General features: G+C 59.0%; 16 protein-coding genes. 11 read left to right on the top strand and 5 right to left on the bottom strand.

Features of this window, described 5'->3' with window-relative positions; translation table 11 throughout:
• Positions 1–11: 11 nt before the first annotated feature.
• Both N5D22_RS16230 and N5D22_RS16225 read right to left on the bottom strand, forming a co-directional pair.
• Complete coding sequence (locus tag N5D22_RS16230) at positions 12–422, bottom strand: hypothetical protein (RefSeq protein ID WP_279656845.1); 411 nt, start codon at positions 420–422, stop codon at positions 12–14.
• Entirely contained in the window at positions 422–1,675 is a 1,254-nt protein-coding gene (locus N5D22_RS16225; protein ID WP_003522141.1) for a sarcosine oxidase subunit beta family protein, read from the bottom strand. The genes N5D22_RS16230 and N5D22_RS16225 overlap by 1 nt, the downstream gene beginning before the upstream one ends.
• Positions 1,676–1,992: 317 nt before the next feature.
• Here N5D22_RS16225 and rpsU point away from each other — a divergent pair, with 317 nt between their 5' ends.
• Positions 1,993–2,220, top strand: a complete 228-nt coding sequence (rpsU, locus tag N5D22_RS16220) for a 30S ribosomal protein S21 (protein ID WP_003508541.1) — start codon at positions 1,993–1,995, stop codon at positions 2,218–2,220.
• Positions 2,221–2,353: 133 nt separating this feature from the next.
• Positions 2,354–3,250, top strand: a complete 897-nt coding sequence (locus N5D22_RS16215) for a tetratricopeptide repeat protein (protein WP_279656854.1) — start codon at positions 2,354–2,356, stop codon at positions 3,248–3,250.
• 72 nt (positions 3,251–3,322) lie between these two features.
• Here the strand turns inward: N5D22_RS16215 and N5D22_RS16210 are convergent, their stop codons facing one another.
• Positions 3,323–3,589, bottom strand: coding sequence for a DUF6074 family protein (locus tag N5D22_RS16210; RefSeq protein WP_004437715.1), 267 nt, complete (start codon positions 3,587–3,589; stop codon positions 3,323–3,325).
• A gap of 340 nt (positions 3,590–3,929) precedes the next feature.
• Between N5D22_RS16210 and N5D22_RS16205 the strand changes: the two genes are divergently transcribed.
• Both N5D22_RS16205 and N5D22_RS16200 read left to right on the top strand, forming a co-directional pair.
• Positions 3,930–4,208 carry an exopolysaccharide production repressor protein gene (locus N5D22_RS16205; protein WP_279656971.1) on the top strand — a complete coding sequence of 93 codons (279 nt, stop codon included), beginning with the start codon at positions 3,930–3,932 and terminating at the stop codon, positions 4,206–4,208.
• A gap of 110 nt (positions 4,209–4,318) precedes the next feature.
• Complete coding sequence (locus N5D22_RS16200; protein WP_279656856.1) at positions 4,319–5,308, top strand: glycosyltransferase family 2 protein; 990 nt, start codon at positions 4,319–4,321, stop codon at positions 5,306–5,308.
• Between the two features lie 189 nt (positions 5,309–5,497).
• Here the strand turns inward: N5D22_RS16200 and N5D22_RS16195 are convergent, their stop codons facing one another.
• Positions 5,498–6,466, bottom strand: coding sequence for a polysaccharide pyruvyl transferase family protein (locus N5D22_RS16195; RefSeq protein WP_279656857.1), 969 nt, complete (start codon positions 6,464–6,466; stop codon positions 5,498–5,500).
• Positions 6,467–6,518: 52 nt separating this feature from the next.
• Positions 6,519–7,484 (bottom strand): glycosyltransferase family 2 protein, encoded by a 966-nt coding sequence (locus N5D22_RS16190; protein WP_279656858.1) that lies wholly within the window; start codon positions 7,482–7,484, stop codon positions 6,519–6,521.
• Between the two features lie 118 nt (positions 7,485–7,602).
• On the opposite strand from N5D22_RS16190, the gene N5D22_RS16185 reads away from it, so the two are divergent.
• The 7 genes from N5D22_RS16185 (at position 7,603) to N5D22_RS16155 (ending at position 15,592) form a co-directional block, all read left to right on the top strand.
• Complete coding sequence (locus N5D22_RS16185) at positions 7,603–9,081, top strand: lipopolysaccharide biosynthesis protein (protein WP_279656859.1); 1,479 nt, start codon at positions 7,603–7,605, stop codon at positions 9,079–9,081.
• Between the two features lie 371 nt (positions 9,082–9,452).
• Positions 9,453–10,601, top strand: coding sequence for an acyltransferase (locus N5D22_RS16180; RefSeq protein ID WP_279656860.1), 1,149 nt, complete (start codon positions 9,453–9,455; stop codon positions 10,599–10,601).
• A gap of 4 nt (positions 10,602–10,605) precedes the next feature.
• Positions 10,606–11,397 (top strand): glycoside hydrolase family 16 protein, encoded by a 792-nt coding sequence (locus tag N5D22_RS16175; protein ID WP_279656861.1) that lies wholly within the window; start codon positions 10,606–10,608, stop codon positions 11,395–11,397.
• Between the two features lie 61 nt (positions 11,398–11,458).
• On the top strand, positions 11,459–12,640 hold the full coding sequence (locus tag N5D22_RS16170) for a glycosyl transferase family 1 (RefSeq protein ID WP_279656862.1): 1,182 nt from the start codon (positions 11,459–11,461) through the stop codon (positions 12,638–12,640).
• A 17-nt stretch (positions 12,641–12,657) separates the two neighbouring features.
• Positions 12,658–13,656: a glycosyltransferase family 2 protein gene (locus N5D22_RS16165; protein ID WP_279656863.1), complete on the top strand. Its 999-nt coding sequence runs from the start codon at positions 12,658–12,660 to the stop codon at positions 13,654–13,656.
• The gene (locus N5D22_RS16160; protein WP_279656864.1) at positions 13,653–14,597 is read left to right on the top strand and encodes a glycosyltransferase family 2 protein; all 945 of its coding nucleotides are present in this window, start codon (positions 13,653–13,655) and stop codon (positions 14,595–14,597) included. Before N5D22_RS16165 ends, N5D22_RS16160 begins: the two co-directional genes overlap by 4 nt.
• Positions 14,597–15,592 carry a glycosyltransferase family 2 protein gene (locus tag N5D22_RS16155; RefSeq protein ID WP_279656865.1) on the top strand — a complete coding sequence of 332 codons (996 nt, stop codon included), beginning with the start codon at positions 14,597–14,599 and terminating at the stop codon, positions 15,590–15,592. The genes N5D22_RS16160 and N5D22_RS16155 overlap by 1 nt, the downstream gene beginning before the upstream one ends.
• The last annotated feature ends 48 nt before the right edge of the window (positions 15,593–15,640 follow it).

Genomic DNA, 15,640 nt, shown 5'->3' with positions numbered 1-15,640 from the left:
CGTCGCTCCACCTAGAGAGAATTTTCCGGAAGTATGGTTCCGGCGGGTTGGTCACACAGCCGCTTCCCCATGGCTACGAAAGGGGAAAGCCGCTTTAAAAGCTGCTCGAAATTATCGAAAGGGCGTAGCGCCGAGGCCCGGCCCATATTGACGATGGCAACCGCCATCATGTCGGTGTCGATTGCGAAGGGGTAATCCTGCTCGCCATCTTCCTTCTCGCCGACAAAATAAACCATCTTGTTCGCGAGACTCGGAGCACAGAGAAGCAGGCCTTTTTCCGCCACGAAAGGCCAGTCTTTCTCACCCTGCATCTTCGCAATCTTCTGGCTGCGAAAATCCTTGGCCTCGGGAATGACGCTGCCGACGGGCACGGCCACGGCCGCGCCCGATATGTTGATCGCAAGCATGGCCGCCGCCAGCATCAATGCGCCACCGCGGCAGCGGCAGCCTCATCGATAAGACGGCCGGTGCGGAAACGGTCGAGCGTCAAACCAGCCGCCAGACGATGCGGTTCACCCCGCGCAATGAGATGCGCGAAGAGGTTCGCCGAACCCGGCGTCGCCTTGAAGCCGCCCGTGCCCCAGCCGCAATTGACAAAGAGGTTCGGCACCGGCGTCACGCTCTGGATCGCCGAGCGGTCAGGCGTGTTGTCGGTAATGCCGCCCCATTGCCGCATCATCTTGACGCGGCGGAAGATCGGGAACAGCTCGCAGATCGCGTCGAGCGTGTGGGTGATGATCTGCAGGCCACCGGTCTGGGAATAGGAGTTATATTGGTCGGTGCCCGCGCCGATGACCAGCTCGCCCTTGTCAGATTGCGAAATATAGGCGTGGACCGTGTTGGACATCACCACACAGGGGAAGATCGGCTTCAGCGGTTCCGAAACCAGGGCCTGCAGCGGGTTTGAATGCAACGGAACACGCACGTCAGCCATTTTCATGATGACGGAGGAATGACCGGCGGCGGAAACGCCGATTTTCTTCGCACCGATGAAGCCGCGATTGGTCTCCACACCCGTCACCGCCCCGTCCGGCCCACGGCGGATGCCCGTAACCTCGCAGTTCTGGATGATGTGCACGCCGCGGTCCGAAGCCGCACGGGCATAACCCCAGGCCACCGCATCGTGGCGCGCCGTGCCGCCCCGGCGCTGGAGTGCTGCGCCATTGATCGGGTAACGGGCATTGCCTGATATATCGAGCGGCGGACAATAGGCTTTCGCCTGCTCCGGCGTCAGCCACTCATTGTCGATGCCATAAAGACGGTTGGCATTGATGTGGCGGCTGAAGGACTGCCGGTCATGGATATTGTGCGACAGCATCATCACGCCGCGCGCCGAATACATGACGTTGTAATTGAGATCCTGGCTCAGGCCTTCCCACAGTTTCAGGGAATGCTCGTAAATATCCATGCTCTCTTCATAGAGATAGTTGGAGCGGATGATGGTGGTGTTACGGCCGGTATTGCCGCCGCCAAGCCAGCCTTTTTCCAAGACAGCGACATTGGTAATGCCGTGTTCCTTGGCAAGGTAATAGGCAGCGCCGAGACCGTGGCCGCCGCCGCCGATAATGATGACATCATAATCCTTGCGCGGCTCTGGTGAGGCCCATTGCGCATCCCACCCCTTATGACCCCTGAGCGCCTCACGCGCCACGGCAAAAACGGAATATTTGCGCATTCGCAATCTGCTCCTCAAGAACCGGCCAGAGTCCGGAAACATAGTCCCGATCCGTATCATACACATGGCAAATCGGGATGGGAGGCAATATCCATTTTGCGACGTCGCGATGATTTTGTTTCGACATTGCGGGGCCGAATTCCGGGCACACAGCATTTTGCGGGCTGATTATGCGCTACCGGCTGGACTTGCTGCAAATGATCTGTTATTGCACGTCACCAATCGCCCGGCTCGACAGCCGAACGAACGATTTTTTATTTGCGTGCGGATGCCTTATTCACATAGCAAATCAACCAAACCAAAGGAACGGGATTCACGTGCAGGTACTAGTCCGCGACAATAACGTTGATCAGGCGCTCCGCGCCCTGAAGAAAAAGATGCAGCGCGAAGGCATTTTCCGTGAAATGAAGATGCGCGATTATTACGAAAAGCCCTCCCAGAAGCGCGCCCGCGAAAAGGCTGAAGCCGTTCGCCGCGTTCGCAAGCTGGCACGCAAGCGTGCACAGCGCGAAGGTCTGGTTGCAGGCCCCCGCGCAGGCCGTTAATAGGCCGTCTTTTGGACGTTTTTGAATGCTTGTTGGGCGGGGGCGATCAATTCGCCGCCGCTCTTTGTGTTTGTGGCCGGAGAAAGTTCTTGAGAACGACCGTGAGACCGGCCTGCGAGGGAACCCACACCGAATGATCGCTGTCGACGCCTGTGTTGTGAAAAACTCCGATGCTTCCGCGCGTCGGGTGCCATTAAAAAGCAACAGAGGGTTCCGCGCTTCTCTGGTCGTCTGCACTGTTCTGGCCGGTCTTTCCGGCTGCGCGACATCCAACCAGACGGAAGATGTGTTCAGGATCGACCGCGCCCAGGGCTCGCAGGAAAACATCGCCTCGCTCACCTCGGTCATCAACGCCAATCCGCAGGATCCGGAAGGCTACAACGTCCGTGGCTCCGCTTACGGACGCGCCGGCGATTCGCGCCGCGCCATCGAGGATTTCAACAAGGCGCTGCAGCTGAACCCGCGCTTCTACCAGGCCTATGCCAACCGCGCGCTGGTCTACCGCAATACCGGGCAACAGCAGCAGGCCCTGCAGGATTACAACGCCGCCCTGCAGATCAATCCCAGCTACGATGTGGCGCTGATCGGCCGCGGCAATCTTTACCGCCAGTCCGGACGCGTCGAGGAAGCCTTCAACGACTTCTCCCGCGCCATCGAGCTTGAAACCACCGACGGACGCGCCTGGCACAATCGCGGCCTGATCTACCAGCTGCGCAACCAGCATGCCCAGGCCATCGAGGACTTCTCCAAGGCGATCTCGCTCTCCTCGACCTCGCCGGAACCCTATAACGGCCGCGGCCTTTCTTATGTCGCGCTGAATGACGACGAAAACGCCTTTGCCGATTTCAACCACGCCATCTCGCTGGACGGCAATGTGGCGGAATCCTGGGCCAACCAGGCGCTTGTTTATGAGCGTCGCGGCGAGATGGCCAAGGCCGCCAAGTCCTATGGGCATGCGGCCCGGCTCGACCCGAAATACAAGCCGGCGCTCGACGGCGTTGCCCGCACACGCGGCGCCGGCGCCTCCTGAGTGCGAAGAGAAGCAAACAAAAAAAGCCGGCGGTGAACACCAGCCGGCTTTTTTATGGGAAACGCTGAAACCTCAATGGCTGTCGCGACGTGCCTCGGGCGCAGCGTCAACCGCCCATAATTCCGCCTGCACCGCGTTTTGAAACTCCATGACCTCGCGCCGCATGGCGGCGTCCTCATAGCCAAGCGCCGTCAGACGGGCGGCCAGTTCGCGGCACTCCCTGCGCCAGAAATCATTCGCCTCCACACCATGCAGCCGGTCGAGCATGGTTGCACATCTTTTTACGTCGGCAATGCGGTTCTTTGCCGGAAAGGCGATTACTTCTGAACTCGTTGTCACGCGGGCACCTTGCTCTTGCTGAGGAATCAATACCGACTTTTTAAAGGCGAGATGGTTAACGAAGTCTGCAGAGGGGGTCAGACAGCCAATAATGGCCGCAAGAGAAGGATTTTATGCCTCTCAAAAGCATGAAATTGCCCGGGGATGCAGCCCCGATTGGGGGAAGCCATCGATTACCAAGCAATTTACCAATCAAGATTACCGAAATTTCATGCCGCAGGAGTTAGAAGAAGTATATGTGTGTTGAAACAGCACCGGTCTCATCGTATATTTCTTGCAAAGAAAAAAAATGCCGCAGCGCAGCCAAAAATGGAGAAATCGTTCTCGGGAGGAGAGCACCATGTATGCACCTCGTGTTTTTTTCAGCATGATCGGTGCATTGCTTGTCTTTGCGGTTGCCACATATTTCATCCACGGTTCCTTCTATACGGCATTTATCCAGACCCTCATCTGTGCCGTCATTCTGCAAGTCGGTTATTTTATTGGGATTCTGGTTCTGGTCTCCCGGGAAAAGCGGCGGATGCGCGAAACCTTCTCGCGTGATCGCAACGCCGAGACCATGACAGCGGATACGGTAAAGAGCGCCCCGCCGCATGGAGCCAAACTGACCGACATGTGAGCTTTCACACAGCTTCATTTATTGCGTCGCAAAAAAATCGCTTGCATCCACACCCGTGACACTTTCTGCTGACCAAATCCTGACGGTTGGTCAAAGCAGAAGGACAAGACATGGTGAGCGGTTCACAGCCCATTTGCGTCATCATCGCTGCGAAAAACGCATCCGAAACCATCGACATCGCCATACGCTCCGCCCTTGTGGAACCGGAGGTCGGGGAAGTCGTGGTCATCGACGACGGTTCAACCGATACGACGAGCGATGTGGCGCATGCGGCGGATGACGGCACGGGACGTCTGCGGGTCGTGCGATTCGATGTCAATCGCGGCCCTTCGGCCGCACGCAATCACGCCATCTCGATCTCATCGGCGCCGCTCATCAGCATTCTCGATGCGGACGACTTCTTTTTCCGAGGTCGTTTCGCCGCCATGCTGGCCGATGACGACTGGGACCTCGTGGCCGACAATATCGCCTTCATCCAGCAATCGGTCCCCGGCGCATCCTCCATGCAGCCGGCCCGTTTCGAACCGCAGGCGCGGTTTCTGTCGCTCACCGAATTCGTCGAAGGCAATATTTCCAGGCCCGGCGTCGAACGCGGGGAAACCGGGTTTCTGAAGCCGGTCATACGCCGCGCTTTTCTCGACAAACATGCGCTGCGTTACGATGAGGGCCTGCGGCTCGGCGAGGATTACGAGCTTTACGTGCGGGCCTTGGCTGCCGGTGCGCGTTACAAGGTCATCCGCCATTGCGGTTACGGTGCGATCGTGCGCGGCAACTCGCTGAGCGGCCGCCATCGCACCGAAGATCTTCGCCGCCTATATGAGGCGGACAAGGCCATTCTCGCCGGCTGCCGGCTCTCGGCGGAGGAAACGGCGATCCTGCGCGAACATGAAAAACACATCCGCGCCAAATTCGAGCTTCGCCATTTTCTCGATACGAAAAAGCAGAAGGGCATGGGCGGCGCGCTGAGCCATGCCCTTGCGCGGCTGCCCGCCCTGCCCGCCATCACACGCGGCATCTGGAGCGACAAGACCGCCCGGTTCCGCAAATCGCCGCCGGTGCGGGATGTGCGTTACCTGCTGGACGGTACGCCGGTTTCGTAGGGGACAAGACGACCTGCGCCAATTCCTCGCCGTCATCCTCGGGCTTGACCCGAGGATCTACTCGCGTATCGTACGATCAGCCGGTTGCAGATGCTCGGAACAGGCCCGAGCATGACGATAGAGACCCTAGAGGATGGCATCCTCAAGCGAAGGCGGCAGAAAATTCTCTGCCGTATCCATTCTTCACCCTTAGAGATAATCCCGCTTCACCGTTTCCAGAACGGCGGCGAAACGCTCCTTGCGCTCTTCCAGCCGGCCATCCGGGCTGAGACGCGGCTCCGCGCGGCTTGCCTGCCAGAGCGCCAGCGTGGAAGGCGCGGCCAGCACCTGCTTGGCCAGTTTGCGCAATGACCGAGGCTGCGTTTCCTGCGGCCGCACCAGCACGTCACCCTCATGCGCCGGGCCTTCATGCGCCGGAACGGAACTGGTCTCGGCAATGGCGGGGCCGGGCGGCGGCGGGAAGCTCATGCCCCAGAAGCGCGAACCCTTTTTCGCCGCCTCGGCGCGGGTCGAAACCGGCACGTAGCGCGGCTGATATTCGACACCCACGCTGCCGGCCCAGTCGCTCCATTTGAAGCTGTTGATCGACGGCGAGGTGCTGACCGCAACCCATGGCACGCGGAAGGCATCGGCAAGGATTGCGCCATGCATGGATTCTGCGACGATGAATTCCGACTGGGCGATGGCGCGGATCACCGCTTTCGCCTCGCCGCGTGGGTCGAGATAGGTGAGCCCCGCCGGTTCGCAGACGGTTTCCCACATGCCGAATTCCGCCGATTCCCAATGCGGAACGAAGGTCTTCTTGTAGAGCTTCGGCAGGCCTTTGAAATCGGGCATCTCGGTGACCATGACGGCCGGGTCGACAATGCCCTTTTCGAGCGCGAGCCCGAGCTTGGCGGCGGTTTTTTCGCCGCGCACGCAGCGAATATCCCAGAACTCGGTGCTGGTATCCGGCACCGCGCCATAACCATAACCGCTGCCGATCACCAGCTTGCGCTGCCTTGCGGGCAAAAGAACATCGTTCAGCACGGTGCCGACGCCGACGAGCATGACATCGTCATGCACATCGCGAAGGCCCGGAAGCAGAAAATCCCACAGCCACAGGTTGAGATCGTCACCGAAATTTCCGTGATGAGATTCCCAGTGGTAAGGTTTCATGAGGTCACTCCTGGGTGAAAAAACATATAAATTCTTGCGGGCGAGAATTCGCTCATCTGGAGCGGACGATTTTTCCAGCACCTAGCTCGAAAGCAGCGCGCAGCAGTGCCGGATCGCGCATCGCCCATTTCAGGAGCAGCCCGAATTCGGGCGCCTTGCGCCGTTTCAGATTGCCAGCCTGGCTCCACAGCGCCTGTTTGCGCGCCGTGTTTTTATAGGAAGCGATGGAGGCGACATCGTCCGGCCGGCGTGAAAAACGGCCCTCCAGCGTATCGAGCGCCACCCAGGTATTGAACTGCTGGCGCAGGAATTCCGGCGAGGTATTGTCGATGCTGTGGAAGATATTGACCCCCATGCCGCGCATCGCGCCAGCGTCGTCACACAGAAGCGTGCGCTTCGATGCGAGGATGGAATCGCAGAAAAACAGCACGTCTTCCGCCGCCAGACGAAGCGCCGGGTCAAAGCGGATTTTATCAAAAAGAGCACGGCCGATCACCATGCAGGAGAGATGCAGGAAGCTCCAGTTGCGCAGCATCACACTTGCCAGATCCGGCAGTTCGATCACCAGCGGCTTCTCGGAAAGCCTTGCCGCACCCTCATTCTTCTCCAGCTCGGAAATGGCGAAATGATAATAAAATTCGTCACTTGCCTGCATTGAGGCCCAGTAGCACTCGCCGCCATAGGTCTGAAGCGCAAAGGCCGCATTCTGCAGATGATCGGGGGTCCAGATATCGTCGGAATCGAGAAAGGCGACATAGTCGGTGCCCTCAGGCACATTGTCCAGACCGGTGTTGCGGGCGCCGCCCGGGCCGGCATTGGCCTGTTTAATGACGAGAATCCGGTCTTTCTCACCCTGCGAAAGTTCCGCAAGTTCCTGATCGATCGGGTATGGCGATTCGTCATCGACGATGACAAGATCGAAATCCTGGTAAGTCTGCGCAAAAACCGATGCGAGTGCACGTCCCAGGACACCGTGCTGCTTTTGGTAGTAGGGAATGACGACAGTAAATCTTGCCATTGTTTCGCCCCTTGCGTTGATCAAGAAGTGTCGGGCCCGATCCTAAAAGCGGCCCCGATGGTATCGGCAACTCCCAACCGGCTTTCCTCCCGCCGGCCTCCAGAAACAGGATGCTTGTATGCCCCCAGCGCCAAATGTAAAGACCATCACCACGAATGTCGGCTGGAGCGTTTTATCAAAAACAGGGACATTCGGGCTTAAATTTGTCACGGTCCCCATTCTCGCAAGACTGCTTTCCCCGGAGGAATTCGGGGTGGTGGCGGTAGGACTAACGGTTGTACAGTTCCTGACCATGATCGCCGGCGCGGGGCTGACCTCCGCCCTCATCGTCGAGAAGGAAGAGGATATGGAAACGATCCATACCGTCTTCTGGGCCAATCTCGCCATCTCCTGCACCATGGCCGCCGTCCTCTACATCTTCGCGGAGTTTTTCGGCGGGCTGCTGGGCGCGGTGGAAAGCGCTTACCTGCTGCGCATCATGGCTTTCCTCATTCCGCTGCAGCTTGCCGGCGATGTCGCCTATTCACTGCTCGCCCGGCGCATGAATTTCAGCAAGGATGCCCTCTGGAGCATGGCGTCGGAAAGCATCGCCGCGGTTGTCGCCGTGGCGCTCGCCCTTCTCGGCTTTGGCGTCTGGGCGCTGATCATCCAGCTTTTCGCCGCCGCCCTCATACGGCTTGTCGGGCTTTATGCCGTCTCGCGTTATTGTCCGCGCTTCGTCATGAAACCGCGCCGGCTGGTGCCGCTTCTCGGCTTCAGCTCGGGGCTGATGGGCTCGGAAATTGCCAATTTCGTCACCTTCCAGTCACCGATGGTGGTGATTGCCCGGCACCTGGGTCTGGCGGATGCCGGCGCCTACTCCGCCTCCAATCGTTTCGCCAGCATTCCCAATCAGGTGGTTCTGTCGGCTGTCATGGGTGTCCTGTTTCCTGCCTTCAGCCGCATGATGGACGATCCGCAGCGCCGTCGCGATGCGCTGATGTTCAGCACGCAGGTGCTGACCGTGCTTCTGGCGCCGATGATGTTCGGCCTCTGGGCCGTGGCGGAGCCGGCCATGCTTGTCATCTTCGGGCAGAACTGGGCCTATGCCTGGCCGGTTCTCGGCCTGCTCGCCCTGTCCAAGGCCATTCTGACACCGTGCAGCACCTTCATCCCCTATCTCAAGGGCGCAGGTTACGGCCGTGTCCTGTTCTGGTCGGCGACGATCCGCGCCATCGTCACCACCGTCGCGGTCTGGCTCGCAGCACTTTATGGAACCCTGATCGACGCGATGGTGTGGCTCTGCATCGTCAATGCGATAACGCTGGTCGCCTATTCCTGGGCGGTGTTCAAGGCGAGCGACACGCCGTTCTTCCGCGGCCTTTATGTCAGCAGCCGGCCGATGATCGCGGCGCTGGTGATGGCCGTTGCCGTGCGTTATCTGCTTCACGTTCTGGCTGAGCGCATCCCCAATGCCACGCTTCAGGTCCTCATCGGCGCTGCCGTCGGCGGCCTCATCTATGCGATACTGATCCTGCTGACCGAACGGGCGCTGCTCGGGAAAATCCTGAGCATGGTCAAATCACGGCGCATGCGGGATACTGCAACCCAAGGTTAGAAATCTCACAGAAAAATGCGCCTCATTTCCGCCGTTAAGCGGCTTTGCCGCGGTGATATCTTTCGCCGCGGCAGGGTCGCGCCAGTCATCTTTTTGCGGCGCAACATCACGACAAATGACAAATTCACACGCTTCAGCGATTTTTAACGATGCGTGAAATTAGAAAAACTCTATTAATTTCAATTATTTGATTTTTCTTGACTGCAAAAATGGCGTTAACGCCAGACATTCACCCGCAAAATCTAATCTTGTGTTTTTCCCGCGTCGCCACATTTTATCCCAAAGTCGAAACCAGACTTTCCAGTGCGGGCTTAAGTTCGCTCTGGTTGCAACGCGGCGTGGGGAGACGCCGCCCAATAGGGGTGACTGATGTGACTGTCGATCAGAACCTATCCTCCCGTATCAACTTGATGCGCATATTGCTGATTTCTGGAATTGTGTTCGTCCATGTGCCGCACGATGCCGAAACCAGCCCGTTTCTCGGCCTTTACGGTTTCTTCGACTGGCTGCGGGTTTTCCTGGGCGATGCGCTGTTTCGCATCGGCGTACCCTGTCTCAGCGCTATCTCCGGTTATCTGCTGTTTCGCCGCGGCATGAGCGGTTTCGATTACCCGGCGACGATCCGCTCCAAGTCGAAAACCGTGCTGCTGCCTTTCCTTCTGTGGAATGGCGCGCTGTTTGCGGCCGTATTGCTGATCCAGCTCTTCGATGTGGGTGTGGGCTATTTTCCCGATCTGTGGAACGCCAGCCCGCGTGAAATCATCAGCCATGGAACCGCGCTTGAAGAACTTCCGGTAAATGTACCGCTTTATTTCCTGCGCGACCTTTTCGTCTGCATCCTGCTGTCGCCGGTGCTCGCCTTTCTGATGCGCCGTTTCGCGCTGCCGACACTCGCCCTCCTGCTTTTCATCACCGCCATGCCTGACCTGACGATCTTCATCGTCCAGAAGAAGTCCATTCTTTTCAGCTTCTCGCTCGGCATTGCGCTTGCGCTCCACCGCGTCGACGTCAAGGCGCTCGACCCTTACGCCGTGCCGATCATGGCGCTGACCTTTGCTGCCTCGGCCATATTGGCGACGGGACTTTATTTCACCGGGCCGGAATTCACCTTCTGGCTGAACATGTCGCGCAATCTGCTGGCGGTTTTCGGCGCGCTCGGTTTCTGGGTTTCCTCCGCCATCCTGATCCGCAGCCGGCTCGGTCAGCGGCTTGCAGAAACCGGCAGCCTGAGCTTCTGGATTTTCTGCGCCCACTATCCGCTGCTCGTGATCATGTGGATGGTGTGGAACAAGGGCGGGCCGGATTTCTACCCTGCTTTTTATATCAGCGCGACGCTTTCCGCCTTCGTCATTCTGGTGATCAGCAATGCCCAGACCCGCAAATACCTGCCGGCCGTCTATGCCGTGCTGACCGGAAGCCGCAGCGGCAAAGGCAAGACGAAGGCCGACTTTGCGGCAAAACGGGCCGCCATGATCGGCCCGCCGACATCCGAAACGCTTTATTCGCAACGACAGAGGTGAACCAATGACAACATTTGTCACCCGCGTTCAGACACGCATCCTTCTCGCCGCAGCCCTTTCGGTCACCGCTTTCACAGCGCCGGTCCACGCACAGGAAGGCAATGGCGCATCCTTCATCGAGAACTTCGATTCCATGGACAGAAGCTTCTGGTACGTTTCCGACGGCTGGAACAATGGCGCGCATCAGAACTGCACCTGGTCGAAGAAACTGGCGACGGTGGAAAACGGCCAGCTGACGCTCGGTTTCGAAGAAGCCAAGGCCGGCGACCGCAACTTCGCCTGCGGCGAAATCCAGACCAAGGGGCGTTATCGTTACGGCACCTATGAAGCACGGATGAAGGCCGCCACCGGCTCGGGCCTCAACTCCGCCTTCTTCACCTATATCGGCCCGACCGACAAGAAGCCGCACGATGAAATCGACTTCGAGGTTCTGGGCAAGAACACCGGCCAGGTGCAGCTCAATCAATATATTTCCGCCAAGGGCGGCAATGAGAAGCTGGTGCCGGTGGAAGGCGGCGCCGATGCCGGTTTCAACGATTACGCCTTCGTCTGGGAACCGCAGCGCCTGCGTTATTACGTCAACGGCAAGCTCGTCCATGAAGTGACGGACGAGTCGAAAATTCCCCAGAATGCCCAGAAGATCTTCTTCAGCCTGTGGGGCACCGACACGCTGAAGGACTGGATGGGCCGGTTTTCTTATGCAGGACCATCGCAAATGATCGTTGACCGGTTTGCCTTCACGGCGCTCGGCGACAAATGCCAGTTCCCGGAATCCATCGCCTGCGCCCTCAACTGATTTTTTTGAACCAAACCGTCATCCGCGGCGTCTCTGACGCATGAACCAACCGGACCCTTGCATGACCCATGTTCTATATCTCGCGCATGATCTGTCGGACCCCGCCATTCGTCGGCGGGTGCTGACCCTGCTTGCGGGCGGGGCGCGGGTGACGCTGGCAGGTTTCCGGCGCGGACAGAACCGATTGGCGGAGATCGAAGACGTCGTGCCCGTCGTGCTCGGGGAAACCGCCGACGGGCAGTTTCTGCAGCGTATGGCGGCGGTGGCGAAAGCCAGCCTCTCGCTCGGCAAGACATTGAGCGGCATCCCCGCCCCCGATGTCATTCTTGCCAGAAACCTGGAAATGCTGGCGCTGGCAAAGCGGGCCATGTCGATCTATGCCGGGCAGCCGGCACTGGTTTATGAATGTCTCGACATTCACCGCCTGCTTCTTAACAAGGGCAAGCCCGGACAGATGCTGAATGCCGCCCAGCGTTATTTCGCACGCGACGCCAAGCTGCTGATCACCAGTTCTCCGGCTTTCGTGGAGCATTATTTCAAGCCCATGTCGGGCCTCGACCTTCCCGTCCTGTTGCAGGAAAACAAGGTGCTGGCGCTCGACGCCACCGTTGCCGCCACGCCGCAGCCACGCGCACCGGCACCCGGCGAACCATGGAAAATCGGCTGGTTCGGCGCGCTTCGCTGCCGCAAATCGCTGGAAATCCTTGCCGAATTTGCCCGTCGAATGGAAGGCAAGGTCGAAATCATCCTGCGCGGCCGGCCGGCCTATTCGGAATTTGCCGATTTCGATGGCTTCGTGGCCGCCGCCCCGCATGTGCATTTCCATGGGCCTTACAAGAACCCCGAAGACCTTGCCGCCATCTATAATGAGGTGCAGTTCACCTGGGCGATAGACTTTTTCGAGGAAGGCCAGAATTCCAGCTGGCTGCTGCCCAACCGGCTTTACGAGGGCTGCCTTTATGGCACCCTGCCGATTGCGCTTGCCGGCACGGAAACCGCCCGCTTCATCGAAAAGCGCGATATCGGCTTCGTCCTGCAACACGCGGGCGCTGACGATCTTGCTGCCCTGTTTGCGGAGATGAACCCGCAAACTTATGCGGATGCCTTCAACACCCTCTCGGCAATAGACAGCAAACAATGGCTGACCGACCGCGACGATTGCCGTCTGCTGGTGCAGCAATTGTCCTCTCTCGCCAAATCCGCTTCCGGGCATGCCCGTGAAGCGCAGTTTTCACCCGTGTAGTGCGTAGGGGGCAAATCATGGAAGGTCTTGGTCATTCCGGCATCAGAACGCTGATCGTCATTCCCTGCCTCAATGAGGCGAAAACGATCGAGGGGCTGCTTGTCAAATTCACCGGTGCGATGCAGGGGCGTCTTTTCCGCATCGTGGTTGCCGATGGCGGCAGCACGGATGGAACCCGCGATATCGTTTCCGCCTTTGCGGCGGCGGATGACCGCGTGACGCTTCTCGCCAATCCGAAGCGCATCCAGAGCGCCGGCATCAACCTTGCCGTCGCCACCTTCGGGCAGGATTTCGATTACCTCATCCGCATCGACGCCCATGGCGATTATCCCGACGATTATTGCCAGCGGCTGATCGAGGATGCCGAGCGCACCGGCGCGGATTCCGTCGTCGTCGCCATGGATACGGTCGGCCACGGCCTGTTTCAGAAGGCGACGGCCATCGCCCAGAATTCCAAGCTCGGCAATGGCGGCTCCAAGCACCGCGAAGGTGCCAAAGGCCACTGGATCGACCATGGCCACCACGCGCTGATGCGGATCGCCGCTTTCGACGCGGTCGGCGGTTATGATGAGAGCTTCAGCCATAATGAGGATGCCGAACTGGATTTCCGCCTGCGCAAATCCGGTTTCCGCATCTGGATGACCGACAAGACCCGCATGACCTATTATCCGCGCGCGAGCGTCATGCCGCTGTTCAGGCAATATCTTGCCTATGGCCGCGGCCGGGCGAAGAACCTGCTGAAACATCGCTCCATCCCGAAAATCCGCCAGATGATTCCGCTCGCCGTGCTGCCGGTCTTCATCTTCGCGCTGCTGTCGCTCATCCATTGGGCGGCACTTATTCCGCTTGGCCTCTGGATCGCCGCATGTGTGGGTTATGGCTTGTGGATGGCAATAGGTCAGAAAAACCCATACGGCCCGCTCGCCGCTTTTTCGGCAATGGTGATGCATCTGGCCTGGTCCACCGGCTTCTGGCTGGAACTCCTGAAATTCCGGGGAAGAAAGGCTGTCTCATGACCGACAACACCGTCACCCGCCCACATGATTCGAAAACCGTCGATATCGGCATCTGCACCTACAGACGCCCCGCACTTATCGCCACACTTCTGTCACTCTTCGAGCTGGAGGTGCCGGAAGGCGTGAAAGTTCGGCTGATTGTTGCCGATAATGACGAGGAGCCAAGCGCCAGGGCGAGCGTCGATCGGCTGCGCGAAACCGCCCCCTTCGAGATCACCTATTTGCATTGCCCGAAATCGAATATTTCGATTGCCCGCAATGCCTGCCTGTCGGAATGCAGGGCGGATTATCTGGCCTTCATCGATGATGACGAGACCGCCCCGCCGCATTGGCTTGCCGCCCTTCTCGAAAAAGCCGACGAAACCGGCGCGGAAGTCGTTCTCGGCCCGGTGACGGCGGTTTACCGGGACAATGCGCCGGGCTGGATGAAACGCGGCGATTTCCACTCGACCGTTCCGGTCTGGGTCAATGGCGAGATCATCACCGGCTATACCTGCAACACAATGCTCAGAATGGATGCCCCCTCGGTGAAGGGCCGGCGCTTCGCGCTGGCGCTTGGCCAGAGCGGCGGTGAGGACACCCATTTCTTCTCGCATCTTCACGCCGCTGGCGGCCGCATCGTTTTTGCGGAAGATGCCATGCTGGCCGAACCGGTGCCGGAAAATCGCGCAAGCTTCATGTGGCTTGCCAAACGCCGCTTCCGCTCCGGCCAGACCCACGGCCGTGTGCTGGCGGACAGGAAACCCGGTATACGCCGCGTGGTGCAGGTGCTGAAGGCAGGATCGAAAGTGCTTTATTGCGCCGTCTTCGCCGCCTTAAATGGTTTCAACGCCGTTCGCCGCAACCGTTATGCGCTGCGTGGCGCGCTGCATATGGGCTCGATGAGCGGCGCTTTCGGCGTGCGCGAAATCCGTCAGTATGGCGCGGTGGAGGCGACCTGATGGAAAACCTTGCCTCACCGCCCGATATCAGCTTCGTTATCGCCGCCTATAATGCCGCCGATACGATTGAAGCCGCCATTCAAAGCGCACTCGACCAGCAGGGTGTGACGCTGGAGGTTATCGTCGTCGACGACCGTTCCGCTGATGACACCATTGCGCTCGTGGAAGGTATCGCCATCATCGATCCGCGCGTCCGCCTGCTTGCTCTTGCGGAAAACCTCGGTCCGGGCGGGGCACGCAATGCCGGCATCGAAGCCGCAACCGGACGCTGGATCGCCGTGCTCGATTCCGACGATGTCATCCGCGCGGAGCGCTCCGCCTGCATGATGTGCCGGGCGGAAGCCGCCAATGCGGCGATTGCGGTCGATAATCTCGATGTCGTCTATGCCGACGGCAGGCCGATGGAGACGATGTTTCCGGAAGAATTTCTGGAAGAGCGGCCGGTTCTCACGCTCGAGGACTTCATTTCCTCCAACATCCTGTTCCGCGCTACCTTCAACTTCGGCTACATGAAGCCGATGTTCCGGCGCGATTTCCTCAATGTTGAGGGGCTGCGTTTTCGCGAGGATATCCGCATCGGCGAGGATTATATCCTGCTCGCCTCGGCGCTCGCCGCCGGCGGTCTCTGCGTCATCGAACCGAAGCCGGGTTATGTCTACAATATCCGCGAAGGCTCGATTTCGCGCGTGCTCGAACTTCATCACGTCGAAGCGATGATGCGGGCAGATCGGGAATTCCTCAGCCATTACACTTTGCTGCCCGCCGCCATGGATGCGCAGCAAGCGAGAGCCCGCAGCCTGCGGCTGGCGCATAATTTTTTGACATTGGTGGAAAACATCAAGAGCCGCTCGGTACTGGGCGCCTTGAAGACCACGATAAGGGATCCTGCCGTGCTGGGGCACTTAAGAATGCCGATTGCGGTGCGGCTGAGGAGGCTGCGGGATGCGATGTTTGCGCCCGCGGCGAATACAGGGGTGAAAAGACAGATTTCGTGAAATTGACGCGTGGACGAAATCTGCGCGGGGACTGGGGACAGATCAAAC

Origin of the sequence: Agrobacterium sp. GD03872, from assembly GCF_029840625.1 — a bacterium.
Taxonomy (GTDB): Bacteria; Pseudomonadota; Alphaproteobacteria; order Rhizobiales; family Rhizobiaceae; genus Agrobacterium; species Agrobacterium fabrum_A.
The sequence above is the reverse complement of the archived record's forward strand: the minus strand, read 5'-3'. Positions and strand labels throughout refer to the sequence as shown.